The following is a 20,134-nucleotide window of genomic DNA, read 5'->3' on the forward strand; positions in this document are numbered from 1 at the left end:
GAATCAGGCTGTCGATGCTGCGAGTTGGCCGCACGCCCCGTCGATGTCCGAGCCGCGTGTGTCGCGGACCGTCGTCGGTATGCCGTGCGCGCGCAACCGCTCGACGAACTGCTGCTCGACACCCTTGCGTGATGCCGTCCACTTCGAGCCGGGCGTCGGGTTGAGCGGGATCGGGTTGACGTGCACCCAGCCCTTGCCGCGCGCCCGCAGCTTCTCGCCGAGCAGGTCCGCACGCCACGCGTGGTCGTTCATGTCCTTGATCAGCGCGTATTCGATGGACACGCGTCGTCCGGTGGCCTCGTAGTAGCGGTATGCCGCATCGAGCGCCTCGTCGACGGTCCAGCGGGTGTTGATCGGGACCAGCTCGTTGCGCAACTCGTCGTCCGGTGCGTGCAGCGACAGCGCGAGCGTGACCGGGATGCCCTCCTTGGCGAGCTTGTCGATCGCCGGCACCAGCCCGACGGTCGACATGGTGACGTGCCGAGCCGACATACCCAGGCCGGCGGGAGCCGGGTCCACGAGCCGATGTATCGCGTTGATCGCCTGCCGGTAGTTGGCCAGCGCCTCCCCCATGCCCATGAAGACGACGTTGGAGACCCGCAGGGGCTCCGCACGTGACTCGTCGTCACCGCCGGCGAGGGCGTCCTCCCGCAGCATCCGGGCGCCCGCCACGACCTGCTCGACGATCTCGGCGGTCGTCAGGTTGCGGGTCAGGCCCTCCTGCCCGGTGGCGCAGAAGGGGCAGTTCATGCCGCATCCGGCCTGGCTGGAGATGCACATGGTCACCCGGCCCGGGTAGCGCATCAGCACCGACTCCACCAAGGCACCGTCGAACAGCCGCCAGACCTGCTTGACGGTGCGGCCCTCGTCGGCGTTCAGCGTGCGCACCGAGGTGAGCAGCGTCGGGAGCATGGTCTCGACCAGCTCGGCGCGGCCGGCTGCGGGCAGGTCGGTCATCTGCTCGGGATCGGCGACGAAGTGCTCGAAGTAGTGGGTCGACAGCTGCTTCGCACGAAAACCCTTGTGCCCCAACGCCTCAACGGCTTCCTTGCGGCCGGCTTCGTCGAAGTCGGCCAGGTGCTTGGGCGGCTTCCCGCGCCGCGGCGCGGTGAAGGTCAGCTGGCCGGGGACCGGCTTCTTGGTCGAGGGGGTAGGTAGATCAGTCATGTCAGTGCACCGCCACCAAGGGAGTAAGGACGGCCCATGCGACGGGAACGACGACCAGCAGGGAGTCCAGCCGGTCCATCAGCCCGCCGTGGCCGGGGATCAGATTGCTCATGTCTTTGATGCCGAGATCGCGCTTGATCATCGACTCGCACAGGTCGCCGACCGTCGCAGCGACCACAGCCAGCACGCCGAGGAGCGCACCGACCCACCACCGGCCGTCCAGCACGAGCGCAACGCTGAGACTGCCGGCCAGCACGCAGCCGGTCACCGAGCCAGCGAAACCCTCCCAGGACTTCTTCGGCGAGACGCTCGGCGCCATCGGGTGCTTGCCGGCGATCACGCCGACGATGTAGCCGCCGATGTCGCTGCAGATGGTCACCAGGATGAAGACCACGATCCGCTGTGGCCCGTCGTCCTCGGCGAGCAGCAACATCGCGAAACCCACCAGGGCCGGGACGTAGAGCGTGACCAGCGCACCACCGGCAACGTCACGCGGCATGCCGTCAATGCGGCCCAGCGCGCGCCATACGACGATCACCAGCACGGCGACGACGACCGAGAACGCGAGGGCAGTGGCGCCCCAGAGGTAGGCGACCAGCGGCACTGCGGCGGCGGCGACCAGTGTCGGGATCGTCGGCGGGTGGAGGTCGCCGTGACTCATCGCGCGGAGCATCTCGACACAGCCGATGACCGACGCGGCCATCGCGACGGCGACGAAGATCTCCTTCTGCAGGAAGAGGCTGAGAACGACGATGAGCCCGAGCAGCACGCCGACCCCGATCGCGGCGTAAAGGTTGCGGCCGGCGCGCGGGGTCGGGTTATGGGCAGCGGGGGTGCCGCCACCTGTTGCGGGGTCGGTCCGCGCCTCCCGCGCAGCCCGACGCGAGCTGGGCCGTGAACTGGGCTCGGACATCTGCTGACTGACGAGCGACCTCATACCTCGAGGAGCTCGGACTCCTTGCCCTTGAGCAGCTCGTCCACGACGTCGACGTGCTTCTTGGTGGTCGCCTCGAGCTCCTTCTCGTGCCGGGAGCCCTCGTCCTCGCCGATGTCGCCGTCCTTGACCGCGCGGTCGATCTCTTCCTTGGCCTTGCGGCGCACGTTGCGGATCGACACCTTGGCGTCCTCACCCTTGGTGCGGGCGAGCTTGATGTAGTCGCGGCGGCGCTCCTCGGTGAGGGCCGGCATCACCACGCGGATGACGTTGCCGTCGTTGCTGGGGTTGACGCCCAGGTCGCTCTCCCGCAGCGCCTTCTCGATGCCTGCCATCGCACCCTTGTCGAAGGGCTGGATGAGCACGGTGCGCGCCTCGGGAGTCTGGAAGGACGCCAACTGCTGCAACGGCGTCGGCGCGCCGTAGTAGTCGACGAGCAACTTGTTGAACATCGCGGCGCTGGCGCGGCCGGTGCGGATGGCGGCGAAGTCCTCCTTGGCGACCTCGACCGCCTTCTCCATCTTGTCCTCGGCCTCGAGCAGGCTGTCGTCGATGCTGCCGTCCATGGTGTGGTGACTCTCTTCTCGTCCGGTTCGGTGTGGCGTTGCCCGAGTCTATTCAGGCGCTGACCAATGTCCCGATCTTCTCACCCTGCAGTGCCTTGGTGATGTTGCCGGGGCCCTCCATGCCGAACACGCGCATCGGCAGGTCGTTGTCCATGCACAGGCTGAACGCTGCAGCGTCGACGATCCGCAGGTTCTTGGCCAGCGCTTCCGCGTAGGTGACGGCGTCGAGCTTGGTGGCCGTGGGGTCGACCTTCGGGTCGGCGGTGTAGACGCCGTCGACGCCGTTCTTGGCGATCAGGACCATGTCGCAGCGGATCTCCAGGGCCCGCTGGGCACTGACCGTGTCCGTCGAGAAGAACGGCATGCCGGCACCGGCGCCGAAGATGACGACGCGGCCCTTCTCCAGGTGCCGCATGGCCCGGCGAGGGATGTAGGGCTCGGCGACCTGGCCCATCGTGATCGCGGTCTGCACTCGGGTGTCGATGTCTTCCTTCTCCAGGAAGTCCTGCAGCGCCAGGCAGTTCATGACCGTGCCGAGCATGCCCATGTAGTCCGCGCGGGTGCGGTCCATTCCGCGCTGCTGCAGCTCCGCCCCGCGGAAGAAGTTGCCGCCACCCACCACGATCGCGATCTGTACGCCGCTGCGCGACGCTGCCGCGATCTGCTCGGCGACACCGCGCACGACGTCCGGATCCAGGCCGATCTTGCCACCGCCGAAGACTTCTCCGGAGAGCTTGAGCAGCACCCGCTGGGCGGGCTTCTGAGCGGAGTCTGAGCGGACAGAGGGGTCGGTCATTGGCGCTGCCTCCGGTCGATGTTTGCGGTCATATTTCGCGCGACACAGGCAAATGCGGACGGGCGCGACCACTCGTCCGGGCATTTGTAGCGGTCGGTAGATCCTGCCACACCGGACGCTCAGGACGCGCATCAGTGCCAGCCGATCCGACGGCGGACAGGTGCCCGCACCGTGAAGTACGTTGGCGTCGGCCGACGTTCACCACTCCCCGGTCCGCACCGCCGCTCCGCCAATCCGGCTCGTCGGCACGCCCATCACCTCTCGCTACAGGAGTTGCCCATCGTGCATGACCGTCGACGGCTGATCGAGGACCGGATCACCCGAGTGCTGGCCGAGCGGATCCGGCCGCAGGTCCACCGTCCGGTCGCACCGCTGCAGGTCGAGGCGTGGCACGTGGCGGGTGGTCAGGGCGAGCCTGTCCCGGCTGCGCAGGCGCTGCGGGCGGCATACGGACCCTTCGCCGTCGGTGACCCGTGGGGACCTGCCTGGGGCACGACGTGGTTCCACCTGACCGGGACGGTCCCACCGGCCGACGACGCCGGCCCGCCCGAGGTCGTCGTCGACCTCGGCTGGTCGCCGCACTCGCCCGGCTTCCAGGCCGAGGGGCTGGCCTTCCGACCCGACGGCAGCGTCGTGAAGGGTCTCAACCCGATGAACGGCTGGATCCCCGTCGAACCCGGCACCGACGTCGATCTGTATGTCGAAGCGGCCGCCAATCCCCTGGTGCTGCAACCGCACCCGTTCCTGCCCACCGACCTCGGCGAGAAGACGACGGCGGGCGACCGGCCGCTCTATCGGCTGGCGCGCGCCGAGATCTGCGTCCGCGACACGGAGGTCTGGGAGCTGGCCGCCGACCTCGACGTGCTCGACGGCCTCATGCGGGAGCTGCCGGTCGAGGACGCCCGGCGCACCAAGCTGCTGCTGGGCATGGAGCGCAGCCTGGACCGACTCGACCTGGCCGACCTACCTGGGAGCGCCGCGCACGCACGCGCCGAGCTGGCACCGCTGCTCGCCCGGCCCGCCGCGGACGGTGCACACCGGATCAGCGCGGTGGGGCACGCGCACATCGACTCGGCGTGGTTGTGGCCGGTCCGTGAGACGGTGCGCAAGATCGCCCGGACCGTCGCCAACGTGACCCAGTTGCTGGACGAGCACCCTGAGCTGGTCTACACGATGTCCAGCGCCCAGCAGTACGCCTGGCTCGAGGAGCACCACCCGCAGGTCTTCGCACGGCTGGCACAGCACGTCGCGGACGGGCGGTTCGTGCCGACCGGCGGCATGTGGGTCGAGTCCGACACCAACATGGTCGGCGGCGAGGCCATGGCGCGGCAGTTCGTGCTCGGCCAGGGCTACTTCCGGGAGAAGTTCGGCATCACCTGTCGCGAGGTGTGGTTGCCGGACTCGTTCGGCTACTCGGCAGCGTTGCCGCAGATCGTTCGGCAGGCCGGCTGCACGCACTTCCTGACGCAGAAGATCAGCTGGAACCAGCAGAACGTCTTCCCGCACCACACCTTCCGGTGGGAAGGCATCGACGGCACGCGCGTCTTCACCCACTTCCCGCCGGTCGACACCTACACCGCCGAGCTGACCGGACGCGAACTCGCCCACGCCGCAAGCAATTTCCGGGACAAGGGCGCCACGAACCTCTCGCTCGTGCCGTTCGGGTATGGCGACGGCGGTGGCGGTCCGACCCGGGAGATGCTGCAGCGGGCCACGCGCACCGCCGACCTCGCCGGATCGCCGCAGGTGGCGATCGAATCCCCGTCGCAGTTCTTCACCGCCGCCGAGACCGACTACCCGGATGCTCCGGTCTGGGTCGGCGAGCTCTATCTCGAGATGCACCGTGGGACCTACACCAGTCAGGCCCGCACCAAGGATGGCAACCGGCGGTGTGAGCACCTGCTGCGCGAGGCCGAGCTGTGGGCGACGACCGCTGCCGTCCGAGGGCTGGCCGACTACCCGGCCGAGCAGCTGTCTCGGATCTGGAAACTGGTGCTACTGCAGCAGTTCCACGACATCCTGCCGGGCAGCTCGATCGCCTGGGTCCATCGGGAGGCGGCGGACAACTACGCCGCCGTCGAGGCGGAGCTGGATGAGCTGATCCAGGACCGCCTGCGGGTGCTCACCGGGGCGGGAGACGCCGAGATCGTCGTGAACGCAACGCCTTTCGAGGTGTCAGGTGTCGCCGCTCTCGGCGCCGGCCCCGCGTCCTCGAACGACGCGCCGGTCCGGCTGGATCGGATCGGTGACGATCTGGTGCTGACCAGCGACCTGCTCCGGGTCACGATCGACCGCGCCGGGCTGGTGAGCGGGATGGTCGACCTGACGAGCGGTCGGGACGTCATACCCGATGGCGAGCGGGGGAACCTGCTCCAACTGCACCCGGACTTCCCGAACAAGTGGGATGCGTGGGACCTGGACGAGTTCTACCGCAACACCGTTCGTGACCTGGACACCGTGGCCGACCTGCAGGTCGAGGTCCGTGCCGACGGTGCCGCGGTGGTGACGGTCCGCCGGGAGTTCGGCGACTCGAACGTCGTCCAGACGATGACCCTCTCCCCCGGCTCCCGGCAGCTGGACTGCAGCGTTGCCGTCGACTGGCACGAGCGCGAGACCGTGCTCAAGGTGGCGCTGCCGGTGGACGTGCACGCGACCGACGCGGCATACGAGACGCAGTTCGGGCACCTGCGACGGCCGACGCACACCAACACCAGCTGGGACGCTGCTCGCTTCGAGGTGTGCGCGCACCGCTTCGTGCATGTGTCCGAGCCGGGATTCGGTGTGGCAGTGGTGAATTCGGCGACCTACGGACACGAAGTCACCCGGCACGAGGCAACACCCAGTGGGACCTTCTCAACGGTGCGGTTGTCGCTGCTGCGCGCGCCACGCTTCCCCGACCCGGAGACCGATCAGGGGCTGCACACGCGACGTTATGCGCTCGTCGTCGCGCCCGACATCGTCGACGCGGTGCGGGCCGGTTACCGGCTCAACCTGCCCGAACGACACCTCACCGGATCGCCGATCGAGCCGTTGCTCGGGCTGACCGGCGACACCGCCGCGGTGGAAGCGGTCAAGCTCGCCGAGGACGCGTCCGGCGACGTGATCGTGCGTCTCTACGAGCCACGTGGCGCACGTGCGGCGGCGACGCTGCACCCGAGCTTCCCGGTGCGCGAGGTCCGCCAGGTGGACCTGCTGGAGGACCCGATGGAGCCGGACGGCCTCGACCTGCACGACGGCTCGATCGGCATACGGCTCAGGCCGTTTCAGCTGATGACGCTCCGGCTGTGCAGGTAGGGGGATCTCGATACGCAGCCTCGTCCCTCGGCTGCTACTCGATCAGCAAGGGCGGGTGACCGGCGAAGTCGCCGGTCACCCGCCCTCGTGAGGCCGGTCGCCTCAGCCTTCCTTGTCAGCTTCCTTGCCGGACTCGGCACGCTCCTTGATCTCGTGCACCACTGACGGGTCGGCCAGTGTCGTGGTGTCACCGAGCTCGCGGTTCTCCGCGACGTCCTTGAGCAAGCGGCGCATGATCTTGCCGGACCGCGTCATCGGCAACGAGTCGGCGAAGACCACGTTGGCCGGCTTGGCGATCGGACCGATCTCCTTGCCGACGTGCTCACGCAGCTCGGTCAGCTTCTCCGACGTGCCCTCGGCACCGTCGTTCAGCGTCACGTAGGCGACGATCGCCTGGCCCGTCGTGTCGTCCGACCGGCTGACGACAGCGGCCTGGGCGACGTCGGGGTGGCTGACCAGTGCGGACTCGATCTCGATCGTCGACAGCCGGTGCCCGGAGACGTTCATGACGTCGTCGATGCGACCCATCATCCAGAAGTCGCCGTCGTCGTCCACCCGGGCGCCGTCACCGGCCAGGTAAGCGTCCGAGAACTGGCTCCAGTAGGTGTCCTTGAACCGCTGGTCGTCGTTGAGCAGGCCGCGGAACATCGCCGGCCACGGCTCTTTCACGACCATGTATCCGGCTCCGTCACCGGGAGCGATCTCCTTGCCGCTCTCGTCATACACGGCGGCCTTGACACCGACGAACGGCTTGGTCGCCGAACCGGGCTTCAGCGTCGTGACGCCGGGCAACGGCGTCACCATGATCATGCCGGTCTCGGTCTGCCACCAGGTGTCGACCACCGGGCACTTGCCTCCCCCGACATTGTCCCGATACCAGATCCACGCCTCGGGGTTGATCGGCTCGCCGACAGACCCCAGCACCTTCAGCGATGACAGGTCGTGGCCCTGCAGCGCCTCGGTCCCCCACTTCATGTGGGTGCGGATCGTGGTCGGCGCGGTGTAGAGCACGTTGACCTTGTAGCGCTCGATGATCTGCCACCAGCGGGCCTTGTCCGGGAAGTCCGGCGTGCCTTCGTACATCACGCTCGTCGTGCCGTTGATAAGCGGACCGAACACGATGTAGCTGTGCCCGGTGATCCACCCGATGTCCGCGGCACACCAGTAGACGGTGTCCGGCTTGATGTCGAACACGTAGTGGTGCGTGGTGGACACACCCGCGAGGTAGCCGGCAGTGGTGTGCAGGATGCCCTTCGGGCGCCCGGTCGTGCCGGAGGAGAACATCAGGAAGAAGAGGTCCTCGGAGTCCATCGGCTCGCACGGGCACGACTTCGGGTCGTCGTCCTGGCCGTCGACCACGTCGCTCCACCAGTGGTCCCGGCCCTCCTTCATCTCCACGTCCGGGCCGGTGCGCTTGACCGTCACGCAGGTCTTCACCGTCGGCGCCATGTCCATCGCCTCGTCGGCGGTCGGCTTCAACGGGCCCGGCTTGCCCCGGCGGTTGGCTGCGTCCTGGGTGATGAGGTATTCGCACTCCATCTCCTGCATGCGGCTACCCAGCGCACTCGCGGAGAATCCACCGAAGACGAAGGTGAACGGTGCGCCCAGTCGCGCGAGCGCCAGCAGCGTCACCGGCGCCTCGGGGATCATCCCCATGTAGACCGCGACCTTCGTGCCCTTGCCGATGCCCAGGCTCTTGAAGCCGTTGGCAGCCTTGATGACTCGCGACTGCAGGTCGGCATACGTAATGGTGAGCCGCTCGTCGACGGGCTCGCCCTCCCAGTAGTAGGCGACCTTGTCGCCCAGGCCGTTCTCGACGTGCCGGTCGACGCAGTTGTAGCAGGCGTTCAGCTTGCCGCCGAGGTACCACTTGGCGTAGGGGCGGTCCCACTCCTTGAGCTTGGTGAAATCGGTGAACCAGGACAGTCGCTCGCGGCCCTCGCGCTCCCAGAACTCGTCATGGTCCTGGTCGTAGAAGCCCGGCTTGGCATTCGCCTGCTCGGTGAATGCCGGGCCCGGCGGGTAGGTGCGTGACTCCGCCATGAGTGCATCAATGTTCTGGCTCTGCCCATCTTGCGCCATCGTTGTCTCCTTGTTTCAGTCGTCGGGTCAATCGGCCGGACTGAGCGCGCGTGCGCTGCACGTCTACTCAATCACTCGCCGGACGAGAATGCTGCCCGGGCGGGAGAATGCCGCCCGGGCAGATCTGCGCAGGCTCACAGCGGGAAGGTCGGCATCACCGTCCGCTTGAAGGTGAAGTTCACGACCGTCGCGAATGATGCGTACCACGCGGCGATGGCCGTCAACAGACCCAGGTAGCCCCCGACCGCGGTCAGGCCGTGCCCAGCCGCGTCACTGCCGAACTCGCCGAACGCGAGCAGGAAGAAGGTGATCGTCAGCAGCACGAAGACCGTCAGGACCGCCCCGCTGACGCGGATCGCGGCGACCGTCATGTAGAGGGTGAAGATGCCCCACGCCAGCAGGTAGAGGCCGAGTCCCTTGTTGACATCGGCTCCGGCGCCGGACAGGTCGGTGTGGCCGGTCAACCACCAGAACGACAACCAGAACGCCCCGAACGAGCAGAAGGCAGTCGCGCCGAACACGTTGCCCTTGACGAACTCCCAGATGCCTGCGGCGAACTGAGCCGCCCCGCCATACGCGAAGGCCAGCCCGAAGACGACGGGCTCGACCTTGTCCGGGACGATGCCCGCATTGACGCAACTGAGCACGAATGTCGTCAGCGCGAAGGCGCCGAGACCGAGGGCCGCTGGATCGGCGATGTGGGCGCCCGGAGCCGGGCGGGTAGGCGTCTCTGACATGGAAGGTCTCCTGACGTCGGGCGGTCGGGCGACGTATGCCGCCCGAGACAAGCTTGTGCACCGACAACGCCGGCCGCGGCTGATTCAGGATTCAATGATGTGAGCGGAGTCACATGGTCGCCGGGCGTCAGTCGGAGCCGCGCTGAACGGTCGGTTCGGCGGGTTGAGCGGCACCTGCGGCGGAGCGCGTTGCGGCACGGTCGGCCGTGCGGCGCTCCGGATCGAACGTCCCGCGATCGACGTCGAGGTGCTCCGGTGTGTGCAGCCGGACCATCGTGCGCATCACGCTGAGCGGCCGGCGGGACGCGGTCGCCGCCGAGACCGCGACCATCACACCGAGGCTGAGCGGCATCGTCCACGCAGCGGGCTGGGCGAGCAACGGACCGGCGATGCCCGGCGCATCGTAGCCGGCCAGCGCCGCGACGACCGCCGCGGTGCAGGTGCCGCCACCGATCAGCAGACCCGCGATCGCACCCGGCGCGGTGAGTCCGCGCCACCAGATGCCCAGCAACAGCAACGGGCAGAACGTCGATGCCGCGACCGCGAACGCCAGCTCAACCGCGCGCGCCACCGGCACCCCGGTCGACACCACCAGGAGCACCAGGGTCAGCGACACCACCAGCGCTGTCGCAAGTCGGAAGTTGCGCACCGGGTCCGAGCGGCCGCGCAACACGTCCTGACTGAGCACACCCGCCACCGAGACGGCCAGCCCGGAGGACGTGGAAAGGAACGCCGCGAACGCGCCCGCGCCCAGCAGCCCGGTGAGTATGTCGGCGCCGAAACCGTGCAGCACGTCGCTCGGAAGCTCCAGGACCACCGCGTCGGTGCGCCCGTCGGACACCAGGTGGAAGCTGTAGATGCGGCCGAGGACGCCATACACCGTCGGGAGCAGGTAGAAGCCGCTGAGCAGACCGAGCACGCCGAGGGTGGTGCGGCGGGCGGCACGCCCGTCGATGTTGGTGTAGAAGCGCGCGACCACGTGTGGCAGGCCCATCGTGCCCAGGAAGGTCGCGAGCATCAGCGAGTAGACCAGGTAGGTCGCGTACTGACCCTGCATGGGCTCGACCCAGTCGGTCACGTGCATCTGCGGTGCCGACGTGCCGCTGGTGCGACGCCAGTGGCTCAACAGCACGGCTGCCGGGATGATCAGCGCGGTCAGCTTGAGCCAGTATTGGAACGCCTGGGTCACCGTGATCGACCGCATGCCACCGAACAACACGATGACCAGCACCACGACGGCCACCAGCACCGAGCCGGTCCAGGTCGGGGCGCCGACGAGGGTCCGCAGCGTGATCCCCGCGCCCTGGAACTGCGGCAGCAGGTAGAGCACACCGATCAGCGCCACGACCACGCTGGAGACCTTGCGCGCGGCCTGGGACTCCAGACGCAGCTCGGCGAAGTCGGACAGGGTGTAGGCGCCCGAACGCCGCAGCGGTGCGGCGACCAGCACCAGCAGCACGAGGTATCCGGCGGTCCACCCGACCGGGTACCACAAGGCATCGGCGCCATGGGCGAGGATCAGCCCCGCTGCGCCGAGAAACGATGCGGCAGAAAGGTATTCGCCGCCGATGGCCGCGGCGTTGACCACCGGTCCGACGCTGCGGGACGCCACGTAGAAATCGCTGGTCGTGCGAGACACCCGCACCCCGAAGATGCCGATCCCCAGCGTGAGCAGGGAGACCGCCAGCACGGCGGTCAGGCCGACGACGGGGCTCATCGGTCCGTGGTGGTGTCGGTGGTGCCCGTGTCGGTGTCGGCGCCGGCGGGCCCGGCGCTCATCAGGCGCACGAAACCCGCCTCGATGCGTTCGGCGTAACGCACGTAGAACCAGCCGAGCCCGAGCAGCACCGGGTAGACCAGCACACCGAGCAACAGCCAGGGCAGGGGTATGCCGAGCACGTGCAGCCGCCGGATGCCGGGGACGACATCGAAGATCAGCGGTAACGAACCCAGCGTGATCGCCAGCAGCGCCAGCACCACGGCGGCCAGCCGCAGCTGGGTGCGCATCAGCGAGCGCAGCAAGGCCTCACCGAGCATGGTCTGCGCGTCGATCTCCTGGCTCATCGCCACGACATCCGGCGCGGCCTTGCGGCGACGCTCGACACGGACACGTTCGTTGCTCGCGGTCACGACCGCTGCGCGTCCGTCCCCCGCAACAGCACGTCCTTCAGCTCTCGGCTGCGGCGACGACTGACCTCCAGCTCGTGCCCGTCGATCACCACGACGCTGCGCTGGTCCTGCTGTCGCAACTCGGTGATGTGGTGGGTGGCAACCAGGTAGCTGCGGTGGATGCGCAGGAACCCCGCGCTCGCCCATTCGCGCTCCAGGGTGCCCAACGACAACCGCACCAGGTGCGCACCGTCGCCGGTGTGCAGTCGCACGTAGTCGCCGTGTGCCTCCACGAAATGGACCTCCGAACGCCGGACGAATCGGGTGATGCCACCGAGCTCGACAGGGATCGTCGGGTCCTCGACCGGCGTCGCCGACGGTGCGTCGTGCGCGAGCACCCGGCGGATCGCCTCCTGGACCCGCGCCGGGCGCACCGGCTTGAGCAGGTAGTCGACGGCATCCAGCTCGAACGCCTCGACGGCATGCGCGTCGTGCGCGGTCACGAACACCACCGCCGGTGGCCGCTCGAACCGGGCGAGCACACGGGCCAGGTCCAAGCCGCTGAGACCGGGCATGGCGATGTCCAGGAAGACGGCGTCGATGGGTGTCGACTCCAGCGCGCGCAGTGCCTCGACGCCCGAGCCGACCGCGAGCACGGACTCGACCGAAGCCGATTGCTCGATCATGAAGGCCAGCTCGCCGCGCGCCGGTGGCTCGTCGTCGACGACGAGCACGCGAAGGTGCTCTGGCATGCCATCCATGCTAGTGCGCGATGCCGTCGCTCTGGTGCGCTCTCGGCGAGAAGCGCGGCACTCGCATCACGACCTTCGTGCCGGCGCCCGGTGCGGTCTCCACGATCAGTCCGTGCTGCTCACCGAAGGTCGCCCGCAGCCGCATGTCGACGTTGGACAACCCGATCGAGTCGGCCTGCGCGACGCCGTCCAGCGCCTCCTGGATGCGTTGCGGATCCTCACCAACACCGTTGTCCTCCACCGAGATTCGCACATCTGCGCCATCCGCGAGCGCCTCGATGATGACCTCGCCCGGTCCTGCCTTGGGTTCGAGTCCGTGCCGCACCGCGTTCTCGACGACCGGTTGCAACGACAGGTAGGGCACCATCACGGTCAAGCAGTCCGGGGCAACCCGGAAGGTGACGCGCAGGCGTTCGCCGAACCGTGCCCGCTCGAGGGTGAGGTATTGCTCGATGGACTGCAGCTCGTCGGCCAGTGCGGTGTATTCACCGCGCCGACGGAAGGAGTAGCGGGTGAAGTCGGCGAACTCCAACAGCAACTCGCGGGCTCGGTCCGGGTCGGTGCGCACGAAGGCCGCGATGGTCGTCAGCGCGTTGTAGATGAAGTGCGGTGAGATCTGGGCACGCAGTGCGCGCAGCTCGGCCTCGGCGAGCCCCGAGCGACGACGGTCGACCTCGGCCAGCTCCAGCTGCCCGCTGACCCAGTCGGCAACCTCGTGCGTCGCCTTGATCACCGGCGCGCCGGCAACGGTGACCAACGCGTGCAGGGTCCCGACCACCGAACCGTCGACGGCGAGCGGAACGCTGATGATGTCGCGCAGGCGGCACCCCGGGTCCGTGCAGGCCACCCGGTCGACGCGCGCGCGGCCGTCCGCCAGCACCCCGGCAGCAGCCGCCGACACGTCGTCGCGATGCCCCTCGCCGGGGCCGTCCCACCCGAGCACGTCGTGACCGTCGCTCAGTGCGACGGCCGGTGCGGTCAACAGCGGGCGTAGCGAACGCACTGCGCGTTCGGCGGCCGGCCCGGTCAGTCCTTCGCGCAATGGACGGGCAGCCTGATTGGCCTCGTGCAAGGTGCGCAACGTCGCCCGATCGGCCTCACTGCCCATCCCCCGGCGGGTGCGCGCCCACCACCACAACGCCGCGACCGGCAACACCAGGATCACGGCGATCAGCACCGCGACTCCCAGGCTGCTCACCGACGGAACGGTAGTACGCCGCCGCGCGGCCGAAGAACTGCCGTGCAACCCGAAGAAGTCGCGTGCGTCCTTACCCGACAGGGAGAAATCATCGAATTACCAGGGGGAAGTCTCATGTCAGTTCACCGTTTCGCCATACCGTTCGACGTGCCCGACCGCTCTGCTCGTCGCCGCCCTCGCCGTCCGGTGGCGTTCGCCGGAGCAGTTGCGCTGGCCGTCGCCGGGCTTGCGACATCCGGTGTGGCTCACCCATCGCCCGCATCCGCGAGTCCTGGGTGCGGCGACATACCGAGTTGGGACTTCGATCTCGACGGCAAGCGAGACGTCGCCGTGGGTGCACCGGCCGACGAACCCGACTCCGGGGATCCGCAGGTTCAGCTGCGGCTGACCAACGGGGGCAAGCACCGGAACGTCACCATCCCGGCACCGAAGGACGCATACGGTTTCGGAGCCGCCGTGGCATCCGTGTCCTCCCACGAGGGCGACGGCGACCCGTCCACGTGTGCCCAACTGGCCGTCGGGGCGCCGCGTGCGAACGTCGACGGCAAGCCGGGAGCCGGTGCGGTCTACCTCTACAAGTGGGACGGCTCGAGAATGGCGCTGCGGGCCAAGTACACGCAGGGCTCGAACGGCGTTCCCGGCACGCCCCAGCAGGATGCTCGTTTCGGAGCGTCGCTCGCATCGGCCCCACTGTCGGACAGCTCCGGAAACAACGCCATACCGCTGTATGTCGGGGCACCGGGTCAGAACGTCGGCTACATCACTGATGCAGGAACGATCACCGAACTGACCATCCCCGACACCGACGGCGGCCACGCCGACGGTGTGACTCTGGACCTGGGCTCGCCCGGAGTCCCCGGAGAGCCGTCCTTGGACGGTCGCCTCGGAGCCTCGCTGGCAGCTGCAGGCGGTGTCGTCACCGCGGGTTCCCCGGGGCACCGAATCCACGAAGGGATGCAGGCCGGCCCGGGTGCGGTGCTCACCTTCATCGGGAGTGCCGGCAAGCTCACCTCGCCGCAGCTCCTCACGCAGGCGACCGACGGAGTCGTCGGCAACCCGGAGTCCGGAGACGACTTCGGGACCTCGGTGAGCTCGGTAGCGCTCGGCGGCCCGGGATCTCCCGTCGAGACGTTGGTCGGCATACCCAACGAGAGCATCGGCACGGTCCCGTATGCCGGAGCCGTGCTCCGCTTCAGGACCGACCCCGCAACCGGGCGCACCGGCAGCTTCCACGGCTACCAGCAAGGCTCCGAGGGTGTCGGTGGCAGCCCGGAGGACAACGATCGGTTCGGCCTGTCGGTGTCGATCGACAAACAAGACGGCGGTGCGCCGCTGCGACTGGTCGGTGCGCCCTTCGAGAGCATCGGCCAGGTGAAGGCAGCGGGCGCGGTCAACGAGGTGGGCGCAACGCACAACCGCATGTGGTTCCAGAGTCAGAAGTCTCCGGCTGTCCCGGGAGCGGCCGAGTCGGAGGACTACTTCGGGTACTCGGTGGCCGGCGACAGCGCACCGATCATCGGCGTCCCCAACGAGAACGGTCACGGCATGGTCTGGGGGCCGTGGGGTTACCTCGGTCCGTTGAACCCCGTCCAGAAGGGCGGGTTCGGCGACACCGTGCACTGACGGAGCATTGACATCGTGCATTGACCGCACCGTTGGCTAGGGTCGCTCTTCGTGATCGATGAAGAGCGACCCTTGCGGTTCGGTGCCAACTACGTGCCGTCGGCGGGGTGGTTCCACAGTTGGCTCGACCTGGACCTGGACCGGGACGCGGTCGCACACGACCTGGACGACATCGCCTCGCTCGGGATGGATCACGTGCGGATCTTCCCGATCTGGCCCTGGATCCAGCCGAACCGGTCCCATGTGCGAGCGCGTGCCGTGGCCGACGTGCGAACCGTCATACAACTGGGCGCGGAGCGCGGGCTCGACGTCTGCGTCGACCTCGTGCAGGGGCACCTGTCCAGCTTCGACTTCCTGCCGTCGTGGATGCTGACCTGGCACCAGCGCAGCATCTTCACCGACCCCGACGCACGTGCCGGATTGCGTTGTTATGTCGAAGAACTCGTCCGCGAGCTGGCGCCGGAGCCGAACGTCTTCGCATTCACCCTCGGCAACGAGGTCAACAACCTCTGGCCGGCCAACGCCACCAGGTTCGCGGCGTCGACCGAGTGGGCACAGGACCTCGTCGAGGTCGTCCGCGAGCACGCGAGAGCGGACCAGCTGGCAGTGCACTCGCTCTTCGACGACGCGTTCTATGCGCCCGACCACCCCTTCTCCCCCGCCGACGTCACGACCATCGGCGACGTGTCGTCGGTGCATTCATGGGTGTTCAACGGCACGTCGCGCATCGACGGCCCGCTCGGACCGGCGACCACGTCGCACGCGGCATACCTTGCGCGGCTCGCCGGTGCGTGCGGTGCGCCCGATCGACCGGTGTGGCTGCAGGAGGTGGGCGCTCCGTCGCCCGACATACCGACCGGTGCGGCGCCGGAGTTCGTTCGCCGGACCGTCGAGGCGGTCAGTGCCGTCCCGACGCTGACCGGCATCACCTGGTGGTGCTCGCACGACATCGACCGCCGGTTGGCGGACTTCCCGGAGCGCGAATACGACCTCGGCCTGTTCACCGTCGACCACGTCGCCAAGCCGGTGGCGCACGCGTTGCGCGAGGCTGTCGAGTCGGCTCGGCATACGAAACACGAGGAGCCGCAGTCGATTCCGCTGCCGACCGACATCGTCGCCGACCCATCGACGCGCTCGCTCGTCGCACCGGGCAGTGACTTCCACTGCGCCTGGGTGGCGCTCGGCGCACAACCCGGTGGCAGCCGCAGCTTCACCCCACCCCTGATCACGCCCACCACCATCGCCCAGTGACGGCTTCCTCGGCGAGCGACGGCGCGATCACGCCGTCACTCGGCGATCACGCCGTCACTCGGCGGGTATGCCGTCACTCGGCGGGTATGCCGAAAGGGCCCGGCAGCACACAGCTGCCGGGCCCTTTCGAATGCTTCGTGGGGTCTTAGACGCCGACCTTGAAGCGCAGGAAGCCGCTCACCTCGGTGCCGGCCTCCTCGGCGACCTTGGCCACGGTCTTCTTGGCGTCCTTGGCGAACGGCTGCTCGAGCAGGACGTTCTCCTTGAAGTAGCCGTTGACGCGACCCTCGATGATCTTCGGCATGGCGGCCTCGGGCTTGCCCTCCTCCTTGGCGGTGGCCTCGGCGACGCGACGTTCGTTCTCGACGACCTCCGCGTCGATCTCGTCACGGTTGAGGACCGTCGGGCTGAAGGCCGCGATGTGCATCGCGATGTCGCGGGCAACCGTGGCGTCGCCGCCCTTGGCAGCCACCAGGACGCCGATCTGCGCCGGCAGGTCGGGGCTGGTCTTGTGCAGGTAGGACACGACGTTGTCACCCTCGAGGCGACCCACGCGGCGGACCTCGATCTTCTCGCCAATGGTCGCACCGGCCTGGTCGATCATGTCCTGCACGGTGCCGCCGTCGGCCGCGGAAGCCAGCAGCTCCTGGGCGTCCGCGACCTTGTTGGCGACGGCCTGGGCCAGCACCTTATCGGCGAGCTCGACGAACTTCTCGCCCTTGGCGACGAAGTCGGTCTCGCAGTTGATCTCCAGCAGGGTGCCGACGCCGCCGTCGACGTGCGCGGTGACCAGGCCGTTGGCGGTGGTGCGACCCTCCCGCTTGGTCACGCCCTTCAGGCCCTTGACCCGCAGGATCTCGGTGGCCTTGGCCTTGTCGCCGTCGGCCTCGTCGAGCGCCTTCTTGACGTCGAGCATGCCGGCACCGGTCTGCTCGCGCAGCGCCTTGATGTCAGCAGCGGTGTAGTTGGCCATGTGTCTGCTTCGCTCCTTCGCGAACTACGGAAAAGAAAGATCTTGAGGGGGTATGGCGCGCAGCGCGTCATACCCGGTCGTGCCGGGTGGCTCGTGACAAGCACGAACCACCCGGCACGAGGGCGGGTCAGGACTCGGTGACCTCGCCGGCGGCCTTCTCGGTGGCCTCGGCGACGGCGACCTGCTCGGCCGGGTCGGTGACATCGGCGGCGGCGGTCGCGTCGGCCGCCTCCTTGGTCGAGGTCGGGCCGGTCTCGACGTCGGTCTTGTCCGCGGCGCCCTCGGACGCCAGCAGCTCGCGCTCCCACTCGGCCATCGGCTCAGCGGCTTCGGCGGAGTCGGATCCGCCACCGGAGCGGGCGATGAGGCCCTCGGCGACGGCGTCGGCGACCACGCGGGTCAGCAGGGTGACCGAGCGGATGGCGTCATCGTTGCCCGGGATCTTGTAGTCGACCTCGTCGGGGTCGCAGTTGGTGTCCAGGATCGCGATGACCGGGATGTTCAGCTTGCGCGCCTCGGTGACCGCGAGGTGCTCCTTCTTGGTGTCGACAACCCACACGGCCGAGGGAACCTTGGCCATGTCGCGGATGCCGCCCAGGGTGCGCTCCAGCTTGTCCTTCTCGCGCTTCATGACGAGAAGTTCCTTCTTGGTGCGACCGGAGCCGGCGACGTCGTCGTAGTCGATCTCCTCGAGCTCCTTCAGACGCGCGAGCCGCTTGCTCACGGTGTTGAAGTTGGTGAGCATGCCGCCGAGCCAGCGGTGGTTGACGTAGGGCATGCCGACGCGAGTGGCCTGCTCCTGGATCGACTCCTGCGCCTGCTTCTTGGTGCCGACGAACAGGATGGTGCCGCCGTGGGCGACGGTCTGCTTGATGAACTCGAACGCGTCGTTGATGTAGGTCAGCGACTGCTGGAGGTCGATGATGTAGATGCCGTTGCGCTCGGTGAGGATGAAGCGCTTCATCTTGGGGTTCCAGCGACGGGTCTGGTGCCCGAAGTGGACGCCGCTCTCGAGGAGCTGGCGGGTCGTGACGACGGCCATGCCGAAGTCCTTTCGTGTCAATGGTTTCCAGTTTGTCTTCGCGTATGGCGACAGGCATGACGCCTACGAGAACCTGGCGCCCCGGCGGCTCCGGACCGACCTGCTCCGGAAGGAACTGGTCGGACTGGCAGACCCACCCCGGCGAACTGCACCGGTATGAGACGCGCGAATTCGACCCGCGAACGCGAACCTTGCGGACAACGCACACGAGTCGTGTCTCCAGGATACGGGACAACCGCGCCATGCCGCGAATCGGCGGGCCACCGGGGCGTCCGTCACTACCATCGCCGGTATGACTTCGCCGACCGCTGAACCACTGATCCATCGCATGCAGGGCTTCGGGGCCACGATCTTCGGTGAGATGTCGGCCCTCGCTGCGAAGTCCGGCGCCATCAACCTCGGTCAGGGCTTCCCCGACACCGACGGGCCGCAGGAGGTGTTGCGCGCGGCACAGGACGCCATCGCCGGAGGCCGCAATCAGTATCCGCCGGCGCGCGGCATACCCGAGTTGCGGGAGGCGATCGCGGCGCACCAGCGCAGGTTCTACGACCTCGTCGTCGATCCGGACAGCCAGGTGTTGGTGACCGTCGGCGCGACCGAGGCGATCGCCACCGCGGTGCTCGCGTTGTGCGAGCCGGGCGACGAGGTCGTCACTTTCGAGCCCTTCTACGACTCGTATGCCGCGACGATCGCCCTGGCCGGTGCGGTCCGCCGGACCAGTGTGCTGCGCTTCCCCGATTTCGCGGTCGCCGAGGAGTCGCTGCGGGCGGCGTTCTCGCCACGGACCCGGCTGGTGCTGCTCAACACACCGCACAACCCGACCGGCAAGGTCTTCACGCGCGAGGAGTTGCAGCTGATCGCGGACCTGGCGCGCGAGCACGACGCGATCGTGGTCACCGACGAGGTCTACGAGCACCTCACCTTCGACGAGCACCGGCACCTGCCGATCGCGACGCTGCCGGGCATGTTCGAGCGCACACTGACGATCAGCTCCGGCGGCAAGACCTTCGCGACGACCGGCTGGAAGATCGGTTGGCTGACCGGTCCGGAGCAGCTGATCACCGCCTGCGCGACGGTCAAGCAGTTCGTGACGTATGCCGGGGGCGGCCCCTTCCAGGCCGGCATCACTCACGGCCTGGGGTTGCCCGACGAGGTGTTCGCCGACCTCGCGGACACGATGCAGAGCGGCCGCGACATCCTGACTGCCGGGCTGCGGGACGCCGGGCTGACTGTGAGCACTGCGCAGGGCACCTACTTCGTCATCGCGGATGTCGCACCACTGGGTGCGACCGACGCCGTCGACTTCTGCTGGCGGATGCCTGAGCTGTGCGGTGTGGTCGGCGTCCCGGTGTCGGTCTTCTGCGATGACACGGACGCAGCACGCACCCTCGTGCGCTTCGCCTTCTGCAAGAAGCCGGACGTGCTGACGGAGGCCGCGGCGCGCTTGGCACGCCTCGGATCTGGCGGCGTCGCCCGCCGTTGACGGTCGAAACGGCCGGTGACGGCGCAGCAGCACCGTCAGCGACGGGTTGAACCGTCAACGGCGGACAGCACCGGCTGTCCACATCCCCGGCCGCTCCCCTGGTCGTCCACAACCGCCACACTCAGTG

At 68.3% G+C, this 20,134-nt stretch carries 16 protein-coding genes; 4 read left to right on the plus strand and 12 right to left on the minus strand.

The annotated features are described in order from the left end of the window. Window positions 1–3: 3 nt before the first annotated feature. Genes rlmN through pyrH form a run of 4 tightly spaced genes read right to left on the minus strand, consistent with a single transcriptional unit; the run spans window position 4 to window position 3,463 of the window. Entirely contained in the window at window positions 4–1,167 is a 1,164-nt protein-coding gene (rlmN, locus tag ACSZL9_RS03230) for a 23S rRNA (adenine(2503)-C(2))-methyltransferase RlmN (protein ID WP_446664025.1), read from the minus strand. Window position 1,168: 1 nt separating this feature from the next. Continuing rightward, on the minus strand, window positions 1,169–2,080 hold the full coding sequence (locus ACSZL9_RS03235; RefSeq protein WP_446664026.1) for a phosphatidate cytidylyltransferase: 912 nt from the start codon (window positions 2,078–2,080) through the stop codon (window positions 1,169–1,171). A gap of 20 nt (window positions 2,081–2,100) precedes the next feature. Beyond that, the gene (gene frr / locus ACSZL9_RS03240; RefSeq protein ID WP_446664027.1) at window positions 2,101–2,667 is read right to left on the minus strand and encodes a ribosome recycling factor; all 567 of its coding nucleotides are present in this window, start codon (window positions 2,665–2,667) and stop codon (window positions 2,101–2,103) included. Window positions 2,668–2,719: 52 nt separating this feature from the next. Further along, complete coding sequence (gene pyrH / locus ACSZL9_RS03245) at window positions 2,720–3,463, minus strand: UMP kinase (RefSeq protein WP_446664028.1); 744 nt, start codon at window positions 3,461–3,463, stop codon at window positions 2,720–2,722. 282 nt (window positions 3,464–3,745) lie between these two features. Here pyrH and ACSZL9_RS03250 point away from each other — a divergent pair, with 282 nt between their 5' ends. Beyond that, on the plus strand, window positions 3,746–6,757 hold the full coding sequence (locus tag ACSZL9_RS03250; RefSeq protein ID WP_446664029.1) for an alpha-mannosidase: 3,012 nt from the start codon (window positions 3,746–3,748) through the stop codon (window positions 6,755–6,757). Between the two features lie 102 nt (window positions 6,758–6,859). Here ACSZL9_RS03250 and acs read toward each other — a convergent pair whose 3' ends face one another. The 6 genes from acs to ACSZL9_RS03280 form a co-directional block, all read right to left on the minus strand. Next, on the minus strand, window positions 6,860–8,839 hold the full coding sequence (gene acs, locus ACSZL9_RS03255; RefSeq protein WP_446664030.1) for an acetate--CoA ligase: 1,980 nt from the start codon (window positions 8,837–8,839) through the stop codon (window positions 6,860–6,862). 134 nt (window positions 8,840–8,973) lie between these two features. Further along, the gene (locus ACSZL9_RS03260; protein WP_446664031.1) at window positions 8,974–9,576 is read right to left on the minus strand and encodes an acetate uptake transporter; all 603 of its coding nucleotides are present in this window, start codon (window positions 9,574–9,576) and stop codon (window positions 8,974–8,976) included. Window positions 9,577–9,703: 127 nt separating this feature from the next. After that, a complete protein-coding gene (locus tag ACSZL9_RS03265) occupies window positions 9,704–11,293 on the minus strand; it encodes a sodium/solute symporter (protein ID WP_446664032.1) in 1,590 nt (529 codons plus the stop codon). Next, window positions 11,290–11,706 (minus strand): hypothetical protein, encoded by a 417-nt coding sequence (locus ACSZL9_RS03270; protein ID WP_446664033.1) that lies wholly within the window; start codon window positions 11,704–11,706, stop codon window positions 11,290–11,292. The genes ACSZL9_RS03265 and ACSZL9_RS03270 overlap by 4 nt, the downstream gene beginning before the upstream one ends. Continuing rightward, window positions 11,703–12,437 (minus strand): LytR/AlgR family response regulator transcription factor, encoded by a 735-nt coding sequence (locus tag ACSZL9_RS03275; RefSeq protein WP_446664034.1) that lies wholly within the window; start codon window positions 12,435–12,437, stop codon window positions 11,703–11,705. Before ACSZL9_RS03275 ends, ACSZL9_RS03270 begins: the two co-directional genes overlap by 4 nt. Before the next feature lie 10 nt (window positions 12,438–12,447). Then, window positions 12,448–13,635, minus strand: a complete 1,188-nt coding sequence (locus ACSZL9_RS03280) for a histidine kinase (protein ID WP_446664035.1) — start codon at window positions 13,633–13,635, stop codon at window positions 12,448–12,450. Window positions 13,636–13,749: 114 nt separating this feature from the next. Here ACSZL9_RS03280 and ACSZL9_RS03285 point away from each other — a divergent pair, with 114 nt between their 5' ends. After that, a complete protein-coding gene (locus tag ACSZL9_RS03285; protein ID WP_446664036.1) occupies window positions 13,750–15,258 on the plus strand; it encodes an integrin alpha in 1,509 nt (502 codons plus the stop codon). A gap of 51 nt (window positions 15,259–15,309) precedes the next feature. Beyond that, complete coding sequence (locus ACSZL9_RS03290; protein WP_446664037.1) at window positions 15,310–16,509, plus strand: glycoside hydrolase 5 family protein; 1,200 nt, start codon at window positions 15,310–15,312, stop codon at window positions 16,507–16,509. A 145-nt stretch (window positions 16,510–16,654) separates the two neighbouring features. Here the strand turns inward: ACSZL9_RS03290 and tsf are convergent, their stop codons facing one another. Together tsf and rpsB are read right to left on the minus strand one after the other, a co-directional pair. Next, complete coding sequence (tsf, locus tag ACSZL9_RS03295; protein ID WP_446664038.1) at window positions 16,655–17,482, minus strand: translation elongation factor Ts; 828 nt, start codon at window positions 17,480–17,482, stop codon at window positions 16,655–16,657. Between the two features lie 127 nt (window positions 17,483–17,609). Continuing rightward, a complete protein-coding gene (rpsB, locus tag ACSZL9_RS03300) occupies window positions 17,610–18,524 on the minus strand; it encodes a 30S ribosomal protein S2 (protein ID WP_446664039.1) in 915 nt (304 codons plus the stop codon). A gap of 292 nt (window positions 18,525–18,816) precedes the next feature. Here rpsB and ACSZL9_RS03305 point away from each other — a divergent pair, with 292 nt between their 5' ends. After that, entirely contained in the window at window positions 18,817–20,007 is a 1,191-nt protein-coding gene (locus ACSZL9_RS03305; protein ID WP_446664040.1) for a pyridoxal phosphate-dependent aminotransferase, read from the plus strand. Window positions 20,008–20,134 lie beyond the last annotated feature (127 nt).

This window comes from Flexivirga sp. B27 (genome assembly GCF_052905685.1).

Excerpts from the sequence above, each read along its gene's own strand:
- ACSZL9_RS03285 (WP_446664036.1), top strand. The coding sequence starts at position 13,750 with ATGTCAGTTCACCGTTTCGCCATACCGTTCGACGTGCCCGACCGCTCT.
- rlmN (WP_446664025.1), bottom strand. The coding sequence starts at position 1,167 with ATGACTGATCTACCTACCCCCTCGACCAAGAAGCCGGTCCCCGGCCAG.
- ACSZL9_RS03305 (WP_446664040.1), top strand. The coding sequence starts at position 18,817 with ATGACTTCGCCGACCGCTGAACCACTGATCCATCGCATGCAGGGCTTC.
- acs (WP_446664030.1), bottom strand. The coding sequence starts at position 8,839 with ATGGCGCAAGATGGGCAGAGCCAGAACATTGATGCACTCATGGCGGAG.
- frr (WP_446664027.1), bottom strand. The coding sequence starts at position 2,667 with ATGGACGGCAGCATCGACGACAGCCTGCTCGAGGCCGAGGACAAGATG.
- rpsB (WP_446664039.1), bottom strand. The coding sequence starts at position 18,524 with ATGGCCGTCGTCACGACCCGCCAGCTCCTCGAGAGCGGCGTCCACTTC.
- ACSZL9_RS03265 (WP_446664032.1), bottom strand. The coding sequence starts at position 11,293 with ATGAGCCCCGTCGTCGGCCTGACCGCCGTGCTGGCGGTCTCCCTGCTC.
- pyrH (WP_446664028.1), bottom strand. The coding sequence starts at position 3,463 with ATGACCGACCCCTCTGTCCGCTCAGACTCCGCTCAGAAGCCCGCCCAG.
- tsf (WP_446664038.1), bottom strand. The coding sequence starts at position 17,482 with ATGGCCAACTACACCGCTGCTGACATCAAGGCGCTGCGCGAGCAGACC.
- ACSZL9_RS03235 (WP_446664026.1), bottom strand. The coding sequence starts at position 2,080 with ATGTCCGAGCCCAGTTCACGGCCCAGCTCGCGTCGGGCTGCGCGGGAG.
- ACSZL9_RS03260 (WP_446664031.1), bottom strand. The coding sequence starts at position 9,576 with ATGTCAGAGACGCCTACCCGCCCGGCTCCGGGCGCCCACATCGCCGAT.
- ACSZL9_RS03275 (WP_446664034.1), bottom strand. The coding sequence starts at position 12,437 with ATGCCAGAGCACCTTCGCGTGCTCGTCGTCGACGACGAGCCACCGGCG.